This window comes from Mycobacterium sp. 20KCMC460 (assembly GCF_022179425.1).
In the GTDB taxonomy this organism is placed as follows: Bacteria; Actinomycetota; Actinomycetes; order Mycobacteriales; family Mycobacteriaceae; genus Mycobacterium; species Mycobacterium kiyosense.
Map to the genome: position 1 here is coordinate 1315288 of NZ_AP025524.1, position 18654 is coordinate 1333941.

Consider the following 18654-nt stretch of genomic DNA (forward strand, 5'->3'; position numbering starts at 1 on the left):
CGCCAGCGTAACCGCACTCAGGGTTACTTGGGGGGCATCCGGATTCCACCGTCCACCCGGACGACCTCGGCGTTCATGTAGGAGTTGCTGAGCAACTCGAGAACCATCGAAGCCAGTTCGTCGGGCTTGCCCAACCGGTGCGGGAACAGCACCGACTCGCCCAGCTTCGCCTTGAACGCCTCGGAAGCTTCGCCTTCGCCGTAGATCGGGGTGTCGATCAGACCGGGAGCCACCGTGTTGACCCGGATCCCGACCGCGGCCAGGTCGCGGGCCACCGGCAGTGTCAGCCCGACCACGCCGCCCTTGGACGACGAATACGCGGCCTGGCCGATCTGGCCGTCGAAGGCGGCGACACTGGTCATGTTGACGATCGCCCCGCGCTCACCGGTCGCGCTGGGTTCCAGCCGGCTCATGGCCGTTGCCGCCAAGCGGATGCAGTCGAACGTGCCGACCAGGTTGATCGCCAACACCTTCTTGTAGGCATCCAGGTTGTGCGCCGAGGCGAACTCGCCGTCCTTGCCGATGGTTCGCTGCGCCCAGCCGATGCCCGCCGAATTGACCAGAGCACGCAACGGGCCCAGGTCGACCGCGGTGTTCACCGCATCCTCGATCTGCTCGGTCTTGGTGACGTCGACGGTGACGAAGGCGCCGCCGATCTCGTGAGCGAGCTCCTTGCCGCGCTCCTCCTGCAGATCGGCGACGACGACCCGGGCGCCCCGGGCAGCCAGTTGCCGAGCGGTGGCCGCACCGATTCCCGAGGCCCCACCGGTGACGATTGCACTGATTCCGTTGATATCCACCAGGCAACACTAACTATCCCCCGAATCGGAGATCGCCAGAGGATCTGCCCGCAGCGGTGACTCGGCCCCAGCCGATGGCTAGTCTCGACGGTATTCCTGATACCAAAGCACAGAATTCGAAGCCGGCGCGCCGCAAACCCGTCGACCTGGTGCTCTCCGGCGGCGGCGTCAAGGGCGTCGGTCTGGTCGGCGCCGCCGTCGCCGTCCTGGACGCGGGGTACACGCTCAAACGGGTTTCCGGCGTCTCCGCCGGATCACTGGTCGGGTCGATTCTGGCAGCCGCAGCCAACGGCAACCAGCTCACCACCGACCAGATCAAAGAGATCGCGCTCACCCTGCCCTACGACAAATTCCGGGACAGCGGACCCGTCGGTCAGCTACCGCTGGTCGGCTCGGCATGGGGACTGCTACGCGAAAACGGTTTATATCGAGGCGATTTCGCCCACCAATGGATCCGCAGTGAACTGAAGAACCTGGGCGTGACGACATTCGGTGACCTGGCCCTGACCGACCGGCAGATCAGTGTCGAGCGACGCTACCGGTTGGCGGTCACGGTCACCGACATCACCACCGGTCAACTCGCGCGGCTGCCCTGGGACTACCAACGGCTCTACGGTCTGGATCCCGACGAACAATTCGTTGCCGACGCGGTCCGCGCCTCCATGTCGATACCGTTCTTCTTCCGGCCCGTCACCCTGACCAGCAACACCGGACTCACCTCCACCCTGGTGGACGGCGGTGTGCTGTCGAATTTTCCGATCGACACCTTCGACCGGCCCGACTGCAAGCCGCCGCGCTGGCCCACCTTCGGCATCACCGTGGTGCCGGAACTGCCCGGCGACAACGAACAGGTGATCCCCGGCATCGGCGCGCTGCGCCTGCTGGGCCCGCCGTCAATACTGCTCGAACAACTGATCACCACCCTGATCGTCGGACACGATCAGACCTATCTCAACCAGCCCTGGGTCAAGGCCCGCGCGATCAGGGTCGACTCGACGGCGGTCAACTTCCTGGACTTCGGCATCACCCGCAACGACGCCGAGGCCTTGTACGACAAGGGTTACGCGGCGGCCCAAACATTCCTGTCGACGTGGAATTGGGTTGAGTACCTCGAGCGGTACCGCCAATACCAGTAGCCCCGGTTACCGGCCGAACTCCTTCTCGATGCCGTCGATGCCGGCGCGGATCGCCTTGAGGGCATCCGCGCGGGCCCGCAACTTCGTCGCGGCGTGCGCGGCCTGCTTGAGACGGGCGAATTCGTGCGCGGACTCCTCGGCGCGGGCGACCACCCGGTCGGGCAGCGCCATCTCGTCGATGAAGCCCGCGGCCAGCGCCGTCTCACCGAAGAAAGTCTTTGCCAGGCCGGCGGCCTGCTGGTAGGCCGACGGAGTCAGCCGCAGCTTCATGATTTCCATTGCGGCCCACGGGATCACCATGCCGATCGCGACCTCGTTGGCCTGAATGTTGGACGCGTGGGCGGCGATCCGGTGGTCGCCCGAGCACAGCAGAAACGCGCCCATCGCGATCGCCGGACCGGTGCAGGCCATCACCACCGGCTTGGGGTAGGTCAACAGCCGGTAGGACAACTCGAAGCCGCCGCGCAGCATGTCGATCGCCGGCTGCAGATCCCCGGACGTGAGGATCTTCAGGTCGAATCCGCCACTGAACACCCGCTCGTTCCCGGTGATCACCAACGCGCCGACCTCGTCGCGGTCAGCCTGGTCGATCGCGTCGTTGAGGGCCTGCTGCATGGTCGGCCCCAGCGCGTTGACCTTGCCGTCGTCCATCCGGATGACCCCAATGGCCTCGTCGTGGGTGTAAACGACCGGACCGCTCATCGAGTCTCTCCTTCGGTGTTCGATTGTGTCGCGTCGACGGTGCTACACGCGTTGGCTGTGATGCTTACCCAGCTCATTCTCGGCGTCACCCCAGCGCAGGCTGACGTCGGTCGGCTCGTCCAGCTGCCGCGTGCGCCACCTGTCCTGGGTTTCCTGCACCGCCCGGTTGATGCGGTCGATCTCGCCGCGGAACACCTCGGGGCGCGTTTCCTTGCTCGCGTAGTGGAAATAGGTGAGCACGCTGCGCAGCAGCTCGAGCTTCTGCTTCTCCCGCTTGGCCAGGTCGTGCGTCGTCATCAATTCGATGCGCTGCACGGGCGGCAGCGCGTCCCAGTCCAGCACCACCTTGGTCTCCAGCGGCTGTCGCTCCCGCTGCCAGAACTTCCAGCCCCGCGGCCGCTGCGGCCGGTCGTAGTAACTGACGGTGCCCTCGAAGCGGGACTCGACCCCGTGTCCGATCTCGGCCCGGTCGAGCGCCGAATCCCACACCATTCGCCACTCCTGGCCCGGCGCCAGCATCGGCAATTCCCGCGGCAACTGCAGTTCGACGACGTCGGCGTAACCGTCGGAAGCGTTTTCGTATTCGGCGACGGTCGGGGGATTGGGGAAGTTGAACCGGATATCATACGCCGCGGTGCGACCGAAATTGCGCACCACCAGCTCGATGACGTGCCAGTCCGCCACGTGCGGTTCCATCAGCATGGCGACGTACGGGCGCGTCTTCTCCGCGGCCAGCGCGCGGTTCCGCTGCAGCTGGCGGTAGGTGAAGATCAGCGCGACGACCCCCAACGCGAGTGCCGCCCATGCGGCCCACGCCAACCAGGTGCTGGACTCGGCGTTGGCGATCCCTTGCCAGCTTCCTTGGACCCAACCCATCGAATCCGCCCTCCGCTCGGGAATGTAGCTTCGATGATCGTAGAAGGACTAGCTGTGTATTGCTGCCGGACCTATCGATCGTGCCCAGAATGGCCATTCGTGTTCGCCCGAAAAACGACTATCAGCCGCCCATCATCATTCGCCACTGGTCGAGGTTAGCGGGCCGGTACACATAATTTGTGCGTTTGACCTCCGAGAGTGAGGCATTGGGCTCAGGCGCATACCAGTGCCCGGGAAACACCGTCGGGTCGCCCGGCAACGCCGCCAGCTGCTGCAGGCTGCGGAACATCTCGTCGGAGTCGCCACCGGGGAAGTCGGTGCGCCCGCACCCTTCCAGGAACAGCGTGTCGCCGGCCACCAATCGTCCGTCCAGCAGGAAGCACTGGCTGCCCGGCGTGTGCCCCGGGGTGTGCAGCAACTCGATCTCGATGTCTCCGATGCTGACCTTGTCCCGGTGCTCGTGGGTGGTCAGGTCGCTCAACGGGATCCCGGTTACCCGGGACACCCACAGCGCCTCATGGGTATTGACGTGTACCGGCACGCTCGCCCGGTCGAGCAGCTCAGCCAGGCCTTTGAGCTCGAAACCCATCATCGATCCGCCGACATGGTCCGGGTGGTGATGGGTGACCAGCACTCCCGACAAGTGCATGCCGTCGGCCTCGAGCGCGTCGACCAGATCGCCGGCGGCGTACGCCGGATCGACCACCACACAGTCGCCCGTTTGCCGATCGCCGATCAGGTAAGCGAAGTTGCGCATCTGCGTCGCGATCGGGTCGCCGGTGGCGAAATCACGGCCGGAAAGCAATTGACGGAAATACAGTCGATCGGTGTCAGGCATCCCATCAGAGTATGGGTTGGCCGAAGTAACCCCAATGCGGCCTTCGACCAGGGCAGACCTTGCCAGGGCTCGTAAAATGGATACATGCTGAAAAGGGTCGAGATCGTGGTTGAAGACTCTTTGCTTCAACAGGTCATAGGCAAGTACCACCTGGCCGACGCGCGCGAAGCCGTCTTCCTGGCGCTGAAAGCTCTCCTGGACGAAGCCGACGAGCCCGAGCACGAGCCGCAGGACGAAGAGTACGACGAGTTCAGCGACCTGAGTGCCTGGCGTCGCGACCCCATCGCGACACCGGCGAGCTGACTGCTGTTTGCGGAGTGCGGTCACCTCAACCGCCCCGTGGTTTGGAGACGTTGCGCGCCAGGCTGTACCCTCTTTTAGGCCCGGGACCGGACTGGTCGGCGCGGGCGAACGGCCCCCTTAGCTCAGTCGGTAGAGCGTTTCCATGGTAAGGAAAAGGTCAACGGTTCGATTCCGTTAGGGGGCTCGGCGGACGCCGAGCAGGCGACGGCCCCGACCCTCGGGTTGGCGCTGAGGCGGTGTAGCTCAGTTGGTTAGAGCGAACGACTCATAATCGTTAGGTCGCCGGTTCGAGTCCGGCCATCGCTACAAGGCAACATTGGATTTAGACAGTTCTGAACGACAGACGCGAGAGAGATTGAGTCATGGCTTCCAGTACCGACGTCCGCCCCAAGGTCACTCTGGCGTGCGAAGTGTGCAAGCACCGCAACTACATCACCAAGAAGAACCGCCGCAATGACCCCGACCGGCTGGAGCTCAAGAAGTTCTGCCCGAATTGCGGCAAGCACCAGGGACACCGCGAAACTCGATAGCAGCCGCTGCAGTCGGTTTCAGATCTCCCGGGAAATACTTTAGGTAGGTTCAAGAGCTGTGGCGTTGTCCAAAGACATAGTCGGGATGCATTACCGCTACCCCGACTATTACGTGGTGGAGCGGGAGAAGATTCGCGAGTACGCCACTGCTGTCCAAAACGACGAACCCTACTTCTACGACGAGGATGCGGCGGCTGAACTCGGCTACAAAGGGCTGGCGGCACCGCTGACGTTCATCTGCGTGTTCGGTTACAAAGCTCAGACGGCGTTCTTCGACTACGCGAACATCGCGATCTCGGACGAGCGGATCGTCCAGATCGACCAGGTACTCAAGTTCGAGCGGCCGATCGTGGCCGGCGACAAGCTGTACTGCGACGTGTATGTGGACTCGGTACGCGAGGCACACGGCACCCAGATCATCGTCACCAAGAACATCGTCACCAACGACGCTGGTGACATCGTGCAAGAGACCTACACGACCCTGGCTGGTCGTGCCGGCGAAGATGGGGAAGAAGGATTTTCGGATGCCTCTGCGTGAGTTCAGTTCGGTAAAGGTGGGTGACCAGCTCCCGGAGCGGACCTACCCGCTGACCCGCCAAGATCTGGTCAACTACGCCGGTGTCTCGGGTGACCTCAACCCGATCCACTGGGACGACGAGATCGCCAAGCTGGTGGGGCTGGACACCGCGATCGCGCACGGCATGCTGACCATGGGTATCGGTGGCGGCTACGTCACGTCGTGGGTCGGCGACCCGGGCGCGGTGACCGAGTACAACGTGCGGTTCACCGCCATCGTCCCGGTGCCCAACGACGGCAAAGGCGCCGAGCTGGTGTTCAGCGGTCGGGTGAAGTCCGTCGACCCGGAAAGCAAGTCGGTGACCATTGCGCTGACGGCCACCACCGGTGGCAAGAAGATCTTCGGCCGGGCCATCGCCTCGGCGAAGCTGGCGTAGCGGGATGGCTCTCAAAACCGATATTCGCGGGATGACCTGGAAATATCCAGACTATTTCGAGGTGGGGCGCGAACAGGTTCGGCAATTTTCCCGCTCGGTCAAGTGCGATCATCAGGCCTACTACGACGAAGCTGCCGCCGCCGAGATCGGCTACGACGCCATTCTCGCCCCCCTGACCTTCGTGTCCATCCTGGCGAAACTGATCCAGGACGATTTCTTCCGCAACGTCGACGTGGGCTTCGAGACCATGCAGATCGTGCAGGTCGACCAGAAATTCGTCTACCACAAGCAGATCAAGGTAGGCGACAAGCTCTATGGCAGCCTGCGCATCGAATCGGTCGACGAGCGTTTCGGCGCCGACATCGTCGTCACCAAGAACTTCTGCCACAACCAGGACGGTGAGTTGGTCCTGGAGGCCTTCACCACCCTGATGGGTCACGAAGGAGACAATTCCATCCAGCTCAGGTGGGACAAGGAAACCGGGCAGGTAGTCAGGACCGCGTAATTAGTATCTGGGTCCTGCGTCGATGTACACTCGGACCTCGGGTTTTCCCATTACCAGCGCGCTGTCCGTCGGTTCGCCTCACCGCACGGGGAGCGCGCGAGTCATGTAAGCCCGCCGAAGGGGCGTAGCTCAACTGGCAGAGCAGCGGTCTCCAAAACCGCAGGTTGCAGGTTCAAGTCCTGTCGCCCCTGCTGAAGGCTGAAAGGCCCGAGGAGGAGCCGGACCATGGTGGTGCCGTGCCATGGTGGACACTGGAAGTGTGGCCACCGAAAGTGGCACGGGGGGCGCGGAACAGCTAGCGAACGAAGGAGCATGCGGTGAGCGACGAAGGCGACGTTGCCGACGACGCCGCAAGCAACGGCGGTGAGACCGAGGACAACGGCGGTCGGACGGCCGTGGTGACCAAGGCGGTAACGAGGCCGCAACGCCCGACGGGCAAGCGGTCCCGGCAGCGCGTGGAGATCGACGACGAGTCCTCGTCAGACGAGGAGACGTCCGCCGACGCCAAGGCCGGCAAGGTCTCCGTCACGAAGGACGCCAAGAAAGACAAGAAGGGCGCTGCGAAGTCGTCTTCGGCCAAAGCCAAGTCGGCCGGCAAGGACAGCAAGTCCAAGAAGGCCGGTTCGTCGGGTGCGGTCAACCCGTTCGTCTTCGTCTACAACTACCTCAAGCAGGTTGTAGCCGAGATGCGCAAGGTGATCTGGCCCAACCGCAAGCAGATGCTCACTTACACATCGGTGGTGCTGGTTTTCCTGGCCTTCATGGTCGCGCTGGTAGGCGGCGCGGACCTGGGCCTGAGCAAGCTCGTGCTGCTGGTGTTCGGCTGAGACAGAAATAGAGAGGACCGAAAACCGTGACTACCTTCGACGGTGACACGTCCGCGGGTGAAGCGGTCGACCTGCAGGAGGCCCAGGACGCAGGCGCCCCGGCTGAAGACGCAGGCGCCGCCCCGGCTGAAGACATCGACCCGGCCGCCGCGCTCAAGGCAGAACTTCGCGCCAAGCCAGGAGACTGGTACGTCATCCACTCCTACGCGGGATACGAGAACAAGGTGAAAGCCAACCTCGAGACCCGTGTGCAGAACCTCGACGTCGGCGACTACATCTTCCAGGTGGAGGTGCCCACCGAAGAGGTCACCGAGATCAAGAACGGCCAGCGCAAGCAGGTCAATCGCAAGGTGCTGCCCGGCTACATCCTGGTGCGGATGGATCTGACCGACGACTCCTGGGCAGCCGTGCGTAACACGCCCGGAGTGACCGGGTTCGTCGGCGCGACCTCCCGCCCGTCGGCGCTGGCGCTCGACGACGTGGTGAAATTCCTGCTGCCGCCGGGATCGGCCAAGAAGGTCGCCAAAGGCGCGGCCAGCACCGCCGCCGCGGCCGAGACGGGTGGGCTGGAACGCCCGGTTGTCGAGGTCGACTACGAGGTCGGCGAATCGGTAACGGTGATGGACGGCCCGTTCGCGACGTTGCCGGCCACGATCAACGAGGTCAACGCCGAGCAGCAGAAGCTCAAGGTGCTGGTCTCCATCTTCGGCCGGGAAACACCGGTGGAACTGACCTTCAGCCAGGTCTCCAAAATCTAGCCCGCTGGGCACCCAAATCACGGAAGGAACGTAGGACAACTCATGGCCCCGAAGAAGAAGAAAGTCGTCGGGCTGATCAAGCTGCAGATCGTGGCGGGTCAAGCCAACCCAGCACCGCCCGTCGGCCCCGCGCTCGGCCAGCACGGCGTCAACATCATGGAATTCTGCAAGGCGTACAACGCCGCGACAGAAGCCCAGCGCGGCAACGTCATCCCGGTGGAGATCACGGTCTACGAGGACCGCAGCTTCACCTTCGCGCTGAAGACCCCGCCCGCCGCCAAGCTGCTGCTCAAGGCCGCCGGCGTGGGCAAGGGCTCGGCGGAACCCCACAAGACCAAGGTCGCCAAGGTCACCTGGGACCAGGTGCGTGAGATCGCTGAGACCAAGAAGACCGACCTCAACGCCAACGACATCGACGCTGCGGCCAAGATCATCGCCGGCACCGCCCGGTCGATGGGCATCACCGTCGAGTAGTTCCCGCAGTAACCCGAAAGCGTGGGAGGGCCAGCTTCGGCCCGCTGACCACGGACCCAACCCAGATTGGATATCGAATGAGCAAGACCAGCAAGGCATACCGCGCCGCCGCCGAGAAGGTGGACCGCAACACCCTCTACACCCCGTTGCAGGCGGCCAAGCTCGCCAAGGAGACCTCCTCGACCAAGCAGGACGCGACCGTTGAGGTGGCGATTCGCCTCGGCGTCGACCCGCGCAAGGCCGACCAGATGGTGCGCGGCACGGTCAACCTGCCGCACGGCACCGGCAAGACCGCCCGCGTCGCGGTGTTCGCGGTGGGCGAGAAGGCCGAACAGGCGCAAGCCGCGGGTGCGGACATCGTCGGCAGCGACGACCTGATCGAGAAGATCCAGGGCGGCTTCCTGGACTTCGACGCCGCGATCGCGACCCCGGACCAGATGGCCAAGGTCGGTCGGATCGCCCGGGTGCTGGGCCCTCGCGGGTTGATGCCCAACCCCAAGACCGGCACCGTCACGCCCGACGTCGCCAAGGCCGTCGCCGACATCAAGGGCGGCAAGATCAACTTCCGGGTCGACAAGCAGGCCAACCTGCACTTCGTCATCGGTAAAGCGTCGTTCGACGAGAAGGCCCTTGCCGAGAACTACGGGGCTGCGCTCGACGAGGTGCTGCGCCACAAGCCGTCGTCGTCCAAGGGGCGGTACCTGAAGAAGGTGACGGTGTCGACGACCACGGGTCCGGGTATCCCGGTTGACCCGTCGATCACCCGCAACTTTGCTTCGGAGGGGTAGCGAGCAGCGCCGTAGGCGCTGCGAGCGGACCCGACCGTCGATCTGGCTGGGGTAGCGAGCAGCGCCGTAGGCGCTGCGAGCGGACCCGACCGTCGATCTGGCTGGGGTAGCGAGCAGCGCCGTAGGCGCTGCGAGCGGACCCGACCGTCGATCTGGCTGGGGTAGCGAGCAGCGCCACAGGCGCTGCGAGCAGCGCCACAGGCGCCGGGGCTAGCCACCGCACTCGGCAATACGCCGGCGCAAGAAGGCATGGCTCGGCGCAGAACCGTTGGACGCCAAGGCAATTCGATACCAGTCCACAGCCTCGCCGCGCCGGCCGGCGCGGCGTAGCAGATCCGCCCGCACCGACGGGACCAGATTCGACCGGGCCAACCGCGGATCGTCGGCCACCTGCGCCAAGGCAGCCAATCCGGCGTCGGGCCCATCGCGGAACCCGACCGCCACGGCCCGGTTGACCGCCACCACCGGCGAATCGGCGAGCCCCTGCAAGCGGTCATAGGCCGCGCAGATCGTCCGCCAGTCGGTCTGTTCCCAGGACCGCGCGGTAGCGTGTGCCGCCGCGATCACCGCCTGCGGCAGATATGGGCCCGTCGATCCCGCTGCCAGCCGCAACCGCTGCAGGCCGCGGTCGATCCGACTCCGGTCCCAGCGATGCCGGTCCTGCTCCTCGAGCGGCACCAGCCCTCCCGCGTCGTCGACGCGCGTCGTCCGGCGCGAATCGTGCAGCAGCATCAGGGCCGCCAAGGCGTGGCACTCCGGCTCCTGCGGCATCAGCGCACACAGCTCCCCGCCCAGCCGGACACCCTCGTCGCACAGTTCGTCGCGAATCGCCGACGGGCCGGCCGTCGACCAGTAGCCCTCCGTGAAAACCGAGTAGATGCAGCTCAGCACATGCGGGGTGCGTTCGGGCAGCAACTCCGCGGGCGGGACCCGCAGCGGGATGTTGGCGTGCCGAACCTTGTTCTTGGCCCGCGTGATTCGCTGACCGACGGCACTCTCGGTCTGCAGCAGCGCGCGGGCAATCTCGGCGACGGTCAGCCCCGACACCAGGCGCAGCGTGAGCGCCAGCTGCGACTGGCGGTCCAGCGCGGGATGCGCGCAGGTGAACATCATCCGCAGCTCGTCGTCGGGCACCGGCTGCGGCTCGGTGTCGTCGGTGCGCGCCCGGATGTCGTCCACCACGGCCGCCAATTCTTTTCCGGGACGCACTGATTCACGACGCAGCCGGTCGCGGGCACGATTGCGCGCCACCGTCACCAGCCAACCGCCGGGACTATCCGGAAACCCGTCGCGCGGCCAGGACCGAAGCGCCTCGGCGCACGCCTCCTGGACGGCGTCCTCGGCGAGGGTGAGGTCACCGGACCACCGCGCGAGCGCGGCGACGGCCGGACCCCACTCCCGCCGGAAGACGCCTTCCAGGCTGGTCACGTGGTGCGGCTACAGTCCGGAAATGCCGGCCAGACGGCGCAACTCCACCGCGGTGGCCGGGATCATCGACGCCACCTTCACGGCCTCGTCGCGGTCGTCGGCACCCAGCAGATACATTCCGGTGGCGATCTCCGCGCCCTCGGCGAACGGGCCATCCGTGATCAGCGTTTCGCCGTCACGGACGCGCACCGTCGTCGCGGTGGACCGGTCGTGCAGCGCGGCGCCCCCGATCACGTGGTCGCCCGCGGCGGCTGCGAAGTCCGCGTGCCGAGCCGACGCCGCCTCCCACTCCGGGGTGCCGGGCGGGTGCGCGGAGCCGGGCGGCTCCAGCAGCAGCGCAAGCCAGTCGTCACCGGTAAGCCGGCGCGACGGTTCGAGGGAGTGGACCACCGGCCACAATTCCACCGCCCCGAATGCGGCCACGGGGACGTCGCGTGCCAACGCCAGTGCGTCGTCGAGGTTCTCCACCTCGAACACGTAGTAGCCGCAGGCAATCTCGGCGGACTCGGCGAACGGACCGTCGGTGGCGATCGGCGCATCCTGCCCGCCGGTGATCCGCACCCCCGCCGCCATCGGCGCCAGCGCGTCGCCGGCCCGGATCGCCGGACCCGCCTTGGCGTGGAAGTTCTGAAAAGCTGCCATCGCGGCCGCGCCGTCATCGGGCGTGCGGTCCTGCTCCCTGCTGATCAACAAAGCCAGATACTGCATGTGTCTCACCTCCGGCAGTGAGCGAAACCCTGATGTTCCACTCTCTACCTGTCCGACGAACGGCGCCCGGCGAATCCGACAGCCGGCCGGAGAAATCTAGGCGCTGACCGCCCCCGGCTTGAGGTAGGTGACCAGGCTGCAGTCGAGCATCTCGTCGTCGAAGTAGTGCTCGCAACCCCGCAGGTACTTCATGTACCGGTCGTACACCTCTTGCGAGGTCACCTCGATCGCCTTTTCCCGGTTCGCCTCCAGGGTGTTACCCCAGATGTGCAGGGTTTTGACGTAGTGCGACCGCAATGAGACAGGTTCGGGGACAACGAAACCGGCCTTCTCGCCGTGCTCGACCATCATCTCGGTGGTCGGCAGCCGGCCGCCCGGGAAAATCTCGGTGATGATGAATTTGATGAAGCGCACGGTCTCGAAGGTGAGCTTCTTACCCCGAGCGTGCATGTTGTACGGGTGGTAACTGACGCTGCTTTGGATGATCATCCGGCCGTCGTCGGGCAGGATGTCGAAACAGCGCTTGAAGAAGTCGTCGTAGTTCTCGTGCCCGAAGTGTTCGAATGCCTCGATCGACACGATCCGGTCAACGGGTTCGTGGAAGTCTTCCCAGCCGTGCAGCAGCACCCGACGCGACCGGTCGGTGTCGATGGAGTCCAGCACCTGCTGACTGCGGGCGTGCTGGTTCTTGGACAGCGTCAACCCGATGACATTGACGTCGTACTTCTCGACGGCGCGCTTCATCGTGTTGCCCCACCCGCAGCCGATATCCAGCAGCGTCATCCCCGGCTTGAGGTCCAGTTGGTCCAGGTTCAGGTCGACTTTGGCGATCTGGGCCTCTTGCAGAGAGATGTCCGGCGGCTCGAAGTATGCGCAGCTGTAGGTTCGCGTCGGGTCCTGAAACAGGGCGAAGAAGTCGTCGGAGACGTCGTAGTGCGCCTGGATGTCCTCGAACTGTGTCGGCTTGGTCGCGACGTCGTGGGATTTCTCGGCCATTAGCGGTGGTGTTCTCCTGGTGATGTGGCATTGCCGCGTCGCGCGCACGCGTCTCAAGTCATTGACGTGCAACCCTACCCGATCTGGCAGGTCAGCTGATCGGTTCGGGGCTGCCGCCGATGCCCGTCTGTGACACCGGAAAGTCTACTTCTGCAGGGTGAAGTGGTGGCAGTCGATGTAGCCGATCCGGAAGGACTTGGCAGAGCCGGTCAGGTATTTCATGTACCGCTCATAGATTTCCTCGGACTGGAGCTCGATGGCCGCTTCCCGGTTGGCTTCCAGGGCTTCGGCCCACAGGTCCAGCGTCCGGGCGAAGTGCAGCTGCAGCGATTCCACGTGGGTCACCGAGAACCCGGCCTTGGTCGCGTGCTCCTGGACCTTCTCGATCGACGGCAGCCGGCCGCCGGGGAAGATGTCGGTCACGATGAACTTGATGAACCGCGCCATCTCGAACGTGACGGGCATGCCTCGCTCGACGATCTGGCCGCCGGTCAGTCCGGTGATCGAGTGCAGCAGCATCACCCCGTCCGCCGGCAGGGCGTTGTAGACGAACTTGAAGAAGTCGTCGTAACGCTGGAAACCGAAATGCTCCAGCGCCTCGATGGTGATGATCCGGTCCACCTGCCCGTCGAAGTCCGCCCAGTCGCTCAGCAGCACCTGGTGCGTGCGGTTGGTGTCGACCTGGTCGAGCAGCTGCTGGCAGTAGGCGTGCTGATTCTTGGACAGCGTCACCCCGACCACGTTGACGTCGTACTTCTCCAGCGCCCGCTTCATGGTCGAACCCCAGCCACAGCCGATGTCGAGCAACGTCATGCCCGGCTCGAGTCCCAGCTTGCCCAGCGCCAGGTCCAGCTTGGCGATCTGGGCTTCCTCCAACGTCATGTCGTCGCGCTCGAAATAGGCGCAGCTGTAGGTCCGGGTGGGATCGGTGAACAGCTCGAAGAATTCGTTGGAGATGTCGTAGTGCGCCTGGACGTCGTCGTTGTTCTCTCGCCTGCTTCGGGCGCGAGTCAAGTTGTTAGACATTTGCCCTCCCGATGGGACCTGACCATCCCCCCGCGAGGTGGCCATCTCGGCACCCTACACGCGTGCTCGGGGCAACGTTCGTATCTGAAGGCCCCGGATGCCGCATTTTTCGAATTAGACCTACCAGACGTCACTTTGGTCTCTTTACTTCTCCAGCGTGAACTGGTTGACGTCGATGTATCCCACCCGGAACGCATCGGCACAACCGGTCAGATACTTCATGTATCGGTCGTAGACCTCTTCGGACTGCACCTTGATCGCCTCGTCCCGATGAGCCTGCAGCGCTTCGGCCCAAAGATCGAGGGTCCGCGCGTAGTGCGGTTGCAACGACTGGCGACGGGTCAGCTTGAAACCGGCCTTCGACGAGTGCTCCTCGACCTTCTCGATCGACGGCAGCCGGCCGCCGGGGAAGATCTCGGTCACGATGAACTTGATGAAGCGGGCCATCTCGAACGTCAGCGGCATGCCTCGCTCGATCATCTGATCCGGAATCAGCGCGGTGATGGTGTGCAGCAGCATCACGCCGTCATCGGGCAGCACCCGGGCGGCCAGCGCGAAGAAGTCGTCGTAGCGGTCGAAGCCGAAATGCTCGAACGCGCCGATCGACACGATCCGGTCGACGGGTTCGTCGAAGCGCTCCCAGCCTTCCAGCAGCACCCGCTTGGTCCGCGGCGAGTCCAGCTCATCGAACGACTTCTGGACGTGGGTGGCCTGGTTCTTCGACAACGTCAGGCCGACGACGTTGACGTCGTACTTCTCGATCGCGCGGCGCATCGTGGCACCCCAGCCGCACCCGACGTCCAGCAGAGTCATACCGGGCTGGAGTCGGAGTTTGCCCAGCGCCAGGTCGATCTTGGCGATCTGAGCTTCCTCCAGAGTCATGTCGTCGCGCTCGAAATAGGCGCAGCTGTACGTCTGGGTCGGGTCCAGGAAAAGCCGGAAGAAGTCGTCGGACAGGTCGTAGTGCGCCTGCACGTCGTCGAAGTGCGGTTTCAGCTTCTGAGCCATGATGCCTTTCCGGAACCCCGAAGGCCCCACGATCGCATGCCGAAGTCGTGCCTGATTTCATGCGAGCCCCCCGGCGCATGCCGCAGGCATCTTATCCGACACGACGTCGCATCGCTAAACCACGGCAGTGTCTTGCCAGGTGAAAGGGGTGGCCGCTACTTCGTCAGGGTGTACTGAGCGACGTTGGACAAACCCTTGCGGAAAAGGCCTGCGCAGCCGGTCAGATAACGCATGAAACGGTCGTAGACCTCTTGCGACTGGATTTCGATGGCGCGCTCGCGGTTGGCTTCCAAATTGGCCGCCCACATGTCCAATGTCCGCGCGTAATGCGGCTGCAGGTATTGGATTTGCTCGACCGCGAAACCACTGTTCTTCGCGTTGTCGATGATGTCGACTTCGCCGCACATGCCGCCGCCGGGGAAGATCTCCGTCGCCAGGAAGCGGAAGAAACGCAGATCGCTCATCGTGACGGTGATGCCGTGGTCGCGCCAGTACGTCTGCTCGTGGGTGAAGATGCTGTGCAGCAGCATCCGTCCGTCGTCGGGCAGGATCTCGTAGGCGCGGTCGAAGAACGCCGGCCAGCGTTCCTTCTTGAACGCGTCGAAGGCTTCGAAGCTGACGATCCGGTCGACCTTCTCGTCGAACTCTTCCCAGCCTTGCAGTCGCGCTTCGGTGTGGCGCGTAGTCGGGATCGCGGCGAGTCGGGCCTGGCTGCGCGCGGCGTGATTGCGGCTCAGCGTGATCCCGATGACGTTGACGTCGTACTTTTCCACGGCGCGCACGACGGCGCCGCCCCAGCCGCAGCCGACGTCGAGCAAGGTCATCCCCGGCTCGAGGTTCAGCTTGTCCAGCGCCAGATCCAGCTTTGCGATCTGCGCCTCTTCCAGCGTCATGTCGTCGCGTTCGAAATACGCACAGGTGTAGACCATGTTGGGGTCTAGGAACAGGGCGAAGAAGTCATCGGAGATGTCGTACGTCGCTTGCGACTCTTCGTAATATGGTCTCAATTCGGCCACTTGCGGCCACCTCCCGCGGACACGACTGCACCTCTCATATGCGTGTTACCCGAACACATTCTTCCTAAGCTGCCGGCTGATGTCTTAACCGGCAGCGGTGAAATTGCTTGTCAACTCTTCGATGACGCGATCCCAAAGTTGTCTGGGCAGATCATGACCCATACCGTCGACCAACACCAATCGGGCCCCATTGATAGCACGCGCGACCGCGCGACCACCGGCAGGGCGCATCAGTTTGTCGGCGCGGCCGTGAATCACCACCGTCGGCGCGGTGATGCGCCGGTCGTAGTGCAGTAGGCTGCCGGTGCCCAGGATGGCGCCGAACTGTTGGGTGATGCCCCACGGGTGGAAGTTGCGGTCGTAACTTTCGGCGGCGTCGGCGCGCATCTGTTCTTCCGGCGTCGGGTAGGCCGGGCTGCCGATGATCCGGCTGACCCGCACCGAGTTCTCGATGATGGTCTCGCGCGGCGAGCTCGGCGGCGGACCTTTGATGAGCGAGAACAGCGCACGCGGTGCCGGTGGCGGCAGGAATCGGTGGTTGTTGCTGGAGAAGATGATCGACAGCGACTTGGTGTGGTGGGCGAACCGCGCCGCGAAGACCTGCGCGATCATGCCGCCCATCGACGCCCCGACGATGTGCGCGTGCTTGATGTCGAGGTGTCTGAGCAGGGCCGCGGCGTCGTCGGCCATGTCTTCCAGCGTGTACGCCGCCCGGCTGGGCAGACCCAGCCAGGACCGCGCCATCCGGGTCACCAGCGGTGGCGGGGAGTAACGCTGCGTCTTGGTCGACAGGCCGACGTCGCGGTTGTCGAACCGGATGACCCGCAGCCCCTGAGCGACCAGTCGCTCGCAGAACGCGGTCCGCCACAGCAGCAGCTGGGCACCTAGTCCCATGATCAGCAACACGGGGGGATCCTCGAGGTCACCCATGTCCTCGTAATAGAGCTTCACATCGCTTGACTCGGCGAAGCCGCTTCGAACTTCCACCGCGCTCAGACCTCGACGTCGGATTGATGCTCGCGGCTGACCTCGACCATGAAGTTCGCGAAGTAGCCGGTGAGCTGCGGGTCGGACATCATCTGCCACTTGGGCGCCAGCAGCTTCATGTACCGCTCCACGTAGAGGAACTGCTTGCCGATCAGCACCAACTCGCGGGGCAGCTTGACGTCGTAGGCGTCGGCCAGCGCAGAAAGCTGGCGGCCGATGTCCGCGTAGGACATGTCGCCCAGCGACTGCATGGTCAGCGGGGTGGCGAACTTCTCCAGGTCCTTGGCGGCCTGCGCCTCGGGTTTCATGGTCCCGACCGCTCCCATCAGCACCACGATCTTGCCGGCCGCGGCGTGGTCCTTCTTCACCAGCAGCGCGTAGACCAGTTCACGCAACAGCCAGCGGGTACGCGGGTCGATCCGGCCCATGATGCCGAAGTCGAAAAACACGATCCGGCCCTCGTCGTCCACGTAGAGGTTGCCCGCATGCAGGTCGCCGTGGAACAACCCGTGCCGCAGCCCACCCTCGAACACGCTGAACAGCAGGGCTTTCACCAGCTCGGTGCCGTCGAACCCGGCCTTGCGGATCTCGGCGACGTTGTCGATGCGGATGCCGTGTACCCGCTCCATCGTCAGCACCCGTTCGCTGGTGAAGTTCCAGTGCACCTGAGGCACCCGGATGTTCTTGCCCAGCGGTGACGAGTGCAGATGCGACACCCAGGCGTCCATCGACTGCGCTTCCAGGCGGAAGTCGAGTTCCTCGGCCAAGTTGTCGGAGAAGTCGGCGACCACGTCCTGCGCCGAGAGCCGGCGACCCAGCTTGGCCAGTTCGACGGCCTGGGCGAAGCGCTGCAGAATCTGCAGGTCCGCGGCCACCCGACGCCGAATGCCCGGCCGCTGGATCTTGACCACGACTTCCTCGCCGGTCTTGAGGGTCGCGTAATGCACCTGCGCAATCGACGCAGACGCGAACGGCTTCTCCTCGAATGACGCGAACAGATTCGAGGGCTCGTCGCCGAGTTCCTCGACGAACAGCCGGTGTACCTCGTCGGTGTCAGCCGGCGGAACCCGGTCGAGCAGGGTGCGGAACTCACGGGACAGCGATTCGCCGAAAGCCCCCGGGCTGGACGCGATGATCTGTCCGAACTTCACATATGTCGGGCCCAGATCGGCGAAGGTCTGCGGGATTTCCTTGATGATCTTCTGCTGCCAGGGCCCCTTGCCCGGCAGTTTGGTGACCACGCGCGCGGCGGTGCGGGTGACCTGCCAACCGGTGACAGCGACCCGGGCCGCTTCGACCGGCAACGGCACCCGGTCGAGCTTGGCCACATCGCGGTGTTTGGTGGAGCTCATTGGAGCAGTGTGCCAAATCCGGGGAGTCAACTCCCAATCTGCGTGATGTCGCTCACCAGCGGGGCAGCTCGTTGGTGCAGGTAAAGGTCGCGCAGACAAGCGATCTCGGCGCCGTGGTGGATCGCCTCGCGGTTGACGTGCAGAACCAGCTCGCTCAGCGCGTACTCGGCGTAGGGGCCCTCGGCGGGGCCGCACGGCCGGTACAGGTCGGCACCGGTCAGCGACCGCACCCCGGCGATCCACCCCGCGTAGGCGTCGTCGAGCTGCCGCAGCGCAGTGCCGGCGTCGGTGGCGTAGGGCCAACTCTGGTAGTCGGCGGGCGGCCCGCCGAAGTGGTGGTGTGTCCGCATGGCGAACACGCCGACGATCAGATGGGCCGCGCGCCAGGCGATGGTGGTGAACGGTGCGGGGTCGGGTGCCGGGTACGCGAAGTCGATGGTCCCGTCGGGATGCACGGTCCAGCAGTCCGGTACCGGCTGCCAGAAGTATTCGTCGTCGGTCAGGCCGTCCAGGCGCGGCCGCAACTGTCCACTCCAGTGCCAGTCGAGTTGCTCGACGAGTTGCGTCGTGAGGTCCGCCATGTCTTCCAGGCTGCCACCGATCGCGGCGCGCCCGGTCGTCAAACGCCTTCAGCAGGCCTGCG

The 18654-nt window shown here is 64.6% G+C and carries 23 protein-coding genes and 3 tRNA genes; 13 read left to right on the top strand and 13 right to left on the bottom strand.

Annotated features, from left to right (window positions below; genetic code table 11):
* Positions 1-23: 23 nt before the first annotated feature.
* Entirely contained in the window at positions 24-800 is a 777-nt protein-coding gene (locus MKCMC460_RS06040) for an SDR family oxidoreductase (RefSeq protein ID WP_236981048.1), read from the bottom strand.
* A 74-nt stretch (positions 801-874) separates the two neighbouring features.
* Here MKCMC460_RS06040 and MKCMC460_RS06045 point away from each other — a divergent pair, with 74 nt between their 5' ends.
* Positions 875-1936, top strand: coding sequence for a patatin-like phospholipase family protein (locus MKCMC460_RS06045; RefSeq protein ID WP_236981050.1), 1062 nt, complete (start codon positions 875-877; stop codon positions 1934-1936).
* 6 nt (positions 1937-1942) lie between these two features.
* Here MKCMC460_RS06045 and MKCMC460_RS06050 read toward each other — a convergent pair whose 3' ends face one another.
* The 3 genes from MKCMC460_RS06050 to MKCMC460_RS06060 all read right to left on the bottom strand — a co-directional run bounded on the left by MKCMC460_RS06050 (position 1943) and on the right by MKCMC460_RS06060 (position 4352).
* On the bottom strand, positions 1943-2638 hold the full coding sequence (locus MKCMC460_RS06050; protein WP_236981052.1) for a crotonase/enoyl-CoA hydratase family protein: 696 nt from the start codon (positions 2636-2638) through the stop codon (positions 1943-1945).
* Between the two features lie 42 nt (positions 2639-2680).
* Positions 2681-3514, bottom strand: a complete 834-nt coding sequence (locus MKCMC460_RS06055) for a hypothetical protein (protein ID WP_236981054.1) — start codon at positions 3512-3514, stop codon at positions 2681-2683.
* Between the two features lie 121 nt (positions 3515-3635).
* On the bottom strand, positions 3636-4352 hold the full coding sequence (locus MKCMC460_RS06060; protein ID WP_236981056.1) for an MBL fold metallo-hydrolase: 717 nt from the start codon (positions 4350-4352) through the stop codon (positions 3636-3638).
* Positions 4353-4436: 84 nt separating this feature from the next.
* Between MKCMC460_RS06060 and MKCMC460_RS06065 the strand changes: the two genes are divergently transcribed.
* From MKCMC460_RS06065 to rplA, 12 genes are all read left to right on the top strand, one after another.
* Positions 4437-4655 carry a type II toxin-antitoxin system VapB family antitoxin gene (locus tag MKCMC460_RS06065; protein ID WP_236981058.1) on the top strand — a complete coding sequence of 73 codons (219 nt, stop codon included), beginning with the start codon at positions 4437-4439 and terminating at the stop codon, positions 4653-4655.
* A 111-nt stretch (positions 4656-4766) separates the two neighbouring features.
* A tRNA-Thr gene (locus MKCMC460_RS06070) sits at positions 4767-4839 on the top strand.
* A 48-nt stretch (positions 4840-4887) separates the two neighbouring features.
* A tRNA-Met gene (locus tag MKCMC460_RS06075) sits at positions 4888-4961 on the top strand.
* A gap of 56 nt (positions 4962-5017) precedes the next feature.
* On the top strand, positions 5018-5185 hold the full coding sequence (gene rpmG / locus MKCMC460_RS06080; protein WP_205876410.1) for a 50S ribosomal protein L33: 168 nt from the start codon (positions 5018-5020) through the stop codon (positions 5183-5185).
* 58 nt (positions 5186-5243) lie between these two features.
* The gene (gene hadA / locus MKCMC460_RS06085; protein WP_236981060.1) at positions 5244-5723 is read left to right on the top strand and encodes a (3R)-hydroxyacyl-ACP dehydratase subunit HadA; all 480 of its coding nucleotides are present in this window, start codon (positions 5244-5246) and stop codon (positions 5721-5723) included.
* Positions 5710-6138, top strand: a complete 429-nt coding sequence (hadB, locus tag MKCMC460_RS06090) for a (3R)-hydroxyacyl-ACP dehydratase subunit HadB (protein ID WP_236981062.1) — start codon at positions 5710-5712, stop codon at positions 6136-6138. The genes hadA and hadB overlap by 14 nt, the downstream gene beginning before the upstream one ends.
* Positions 6139-6142: 4 nt before the next feature.
* A complete protein-coding gene (gene hadC / locus MKCMC460_RS06095) occupies positions 6143-6643 on the top strand; it encodes a (3R)-hydroxyacyl-ACP dehydratase subunit HadC (protein WP_236981064.1) in 501 nt (166 codons plus the stop codon).
* A 118-nt stretch (positions 6644-6761) separates the two neighbouring features.
* Positions 6762-6834 (top strand) — tRNA-Trp (locus MKCMC460_RS06100).
* A 126-nt stretch (positions 6835-6960) separates the two neighbouring features.
* The gene (gene secE / locus MKCMC460_RS06105; RefSeq protein WP_236981066.1) at positions 6961-7470 is read left to right on the top strand and encodes a preprotein translocase subunit SecE; all 510 of its coding nucleotides are present in this window, start codon (positions 6961-6963) and stop codon (positions 7468-7470) included.
* A 26-nt stretch (positions 7471-7496) separates the two neighbouring features.
* Positions 7497-8228: a transcription termination/antitermination protein NusG gene (gene nusG / locus MKCMC460_RS06110; RefSeq protein ID WP_236981067.1), complete on the top strand. Its 732-nt coding sequence runs from the start codon at positions 7497-7499 to the stop codon at positions 8226-8228.
* 42 nt (positions 8229-8270) lie between these two features.
* On the top strand, positions 8271-8702 hold the full coding sequence (gene rplK, locus MKCMC460_RS06115; protein ID WP_180916890.1) for a 50S ribosomal protein L11: 432 nt from the start codon (positions 8271-8273) through the stop codon (positions 8700-8702).
* 77 nt (positions 8703-8779) lie between these two features.
* Complete coding sequence (gene rplA / locus MKCMC460_RS06120; protein WP_236981069.1) at positions 8780-9490, top strand: 50S ribosomal protein L1; 711 nt, start codon at positions 8780-8782, stop codon at positions 9488-9490.
* Between the two features lie 210 nt (positions 9491-9700).
* On the opposite strand, the gene MKCMC460_RS06125 is transcribed toward rplA, so the two are convergent.
* The 9 genes from MKCMC460_RS06125 to MKCMC460_RS06165 all read right to left on the bottom strand — a co-directional run bounded on the left by MKCMC460_RS06125 (position 9701) and on the right by MKCMC460_RS06165 (position 18592).
* Positions 9701-10918, bottom strand: a complete 1218-nt coding sequence (locus tag MKCMC460_RS06125; protein ID WP_236981071.1) for an RNA polymerase sigma factor — start codon at positions 10916-10918, stop codon at positions 9701-9703.
* Between the two features lie 9 nt (positions 10919-10927).
* The gene (locus tag MKCMC460_RS06130; RefSeq protein ID WP_238305400.1) at positions 10928-11626 is read right to left on the bottom strand and encodes a YciI family protein; all 699 of its coding nucleotides are present in this window, start codon (positions 11624-11626) and stop codon (positions 10928-10930) included.
* Between the two features lie 96 nt (positions 11627-11722).
* Positions 11723-12622 carry a hydroxymycolate synthase MmaA4 gene (mmaA4, locus tag MKCMC460_RS06135; RefSeq protein WP_236981073.1) on the bottom strand — a complete coding sequence of 300 codons (900 nt, stop codon included), beginning with the start codon at positions 12620-12622 and terminating at the stop codon, positions 11723-11725.
* 144 nt (positions 12623-12766) lie between these two features.
* Entirely contained in the window at positions 12767-13648 is an 882-nt protein-coding gene (locus tag MKCMC460_RS06140) for a cyclopropane mycolic acid synthase family methyltransferase (RefSeq protein ID WP_236981075.1), read from the bottom strand.
* 144 nt (positions 13649-13792) lie between these two features.
* Positions 13793-14656, bottom strand: a complete 864-nt coding sequence (locus MKCMC460_RS06145) for a cyclopropane mycolic acid synthase family methyltransferase (RefSeq protein ID WP_236981077.1) — start codon at positions 14654-14656, stop codon at positions 13793-13795.
* A 155-nt stretch (positions 14657-14811) separates the two neighbouring features.
* The gene (locus tag MKCMC460_RS06150) at positions 14812-15672 is read right to left on the bottom strand and encodes a cyclopropane mycolic acid synthase family methyltransferase (RefSeq protein ID WP_238305401.1); all 861 of its coding nucleotides are present in this window, start codon (positions 15670-15672) and stop codon (positions 14812-14814) included.
* Positions 15673-15756: 84 nt separating this feature from the next.
* Complete coding sequence (locus MKCMC460_RS06155; protein WP_236981081.1) at positions 15757-16659, bottom strand: alpha/beta fold hydrolase; 903 nt, start codon at positions 16657-16659, stop codon at positions 15757-15759.
* Between the two features lie 5 nt (positions 16660-16664).
* Positions 16665-18011 (bottom strand): AarF/ABC1/UbiB kinase family protein, encoded by a 1347-nt coding sequence (locus tag MKCMC460_RS06160; RefSeq protein ID WP_236981083.1) that lies wholly within the window; start codon positions 18009-18011, stop codon positions 16665-16667.
* A 26-nt stretch (positions 18012-18037) separates the two neighbouring features.
* The gene (locus tag MKCMC460_RS06165; RefSeq protein WP_238305402.1) at positions 18038-18592 is read right to left on the bottom strand and encodes a DinB family protein; all 555 of its coding nucleotides are present in this window, start codon (positions 18590-18592) and stop codon (positions 18038-18040) included.
* Positions 18593-18654 lie beyond the last annotated feature (62 nt).

Coding starts and splice junctions, on each gene's coding strand:
- MKCMC460_RS06045 (WP_236981050.1), top strand. CDS start 875: ATGGCTAGTCTCGACGGTATTCCTGATACCAAAGCACAGAATTCGAAG.
- MKCMC460_RS06050 (WP_236981052.1), bottom strand. CDS start 2,638: ATGAGCGGTCCGGTCGTTTACACCCACGACGAGGCCATTGGGGTCATC.
- MKCMC460_RS06055 (WP_236981054.1), bottom strand. CDS start 3,514: ATGGGTTGGGTCCAAGGAAGCTGGCAAGGGATCGCCAACGCCGAGTCC.
- MKCMC460_RS06060 (WP_236981056.1), bottom strand. CDS start 4,352: ATGCCTGACACCGATCGACTGTATTTCCGTCAATTGCTTTCCGGCCGT.
- MKCMC460_RS06065 (WP_236981058.1), top strand. CDS start 4,437: ATGCTGAAAAGGGTCGAGATCGTGGTTGAAGACTCTTTGCTTCAACAG.
- rpmG (WP_205876410.1), top strand. CDS start 5,018: ATGGCTTCCAGTACCGACGTCCGCCCCAAGGTCACTCTGGCGTGCGAA.
- hadB (WP_236981062.1), top strand. CDS start 5,710: ATGCCTCTGCGTGAGTTCAGTTCGGTAAAGGTGGGTGACCAGCTCCCG.
- hadC (WP_236981064.1), top strand. CDS start 6,143: ATGGCTCTCAAAACCGATATTCGCGGGATGACCTGGAAATATCCAGAC.
- rplK (WP_180916890.1), top strand. CDS start 8,271: ATGGCCCCGAAGAAGAAGAAAGTCGTCGGGCTGATCAAGCTGCAGATC.
- rplA (WP_236981069.1), top strand. CDS start 8,780: ATGAGCAAGACCAGCAAGGCATACCGCGCCGCCGCCGAGAAGGTGGAC.
- MKCMC460_RS06130 (WP_238305400.1), bottom strand. CDS start 11,626: ATGCAGTATCTGGCTTTGTTGATCAGCAGGGAGCAGGACCGCACGCCC.
- mmaA4 (WP_236981073.1), bottom strand. CDS start 12,622: ATGGCCGAGAAATCCCACGACGTCGCGACCAAGCCGACACAGTTCGAG.
- MKCMC460_RS06140 (WP_236981075.1), bottom strand. CDS start 13,648: ATGTCTAACAACTTGACTCGCGCCCGAAGCAGGCGAGAGAACAACGAC.
- MKCMC460_RS06145 (WP_236981077.1), bottom strand. CDS start 14,656: ATGGCTCAGAAGCTGAAACCGCACTTCGACGACGTGCAGGCGCACTAC.
- MKCMC460_RS06160 (WP_236981083.1), bottom strand. CDS start 18,011: ATGAGCTCCACCAAACACCGCGATGTGGCCAAGCTCGACCGGGTGCCG.
- MKCMC460_RS06165 (WP_238305402.1), bottom strand. CDS start 18,592: ATGGCGGACCTCACGACGCAACTCGTCGAGCAACTCGACTGGCACTGG.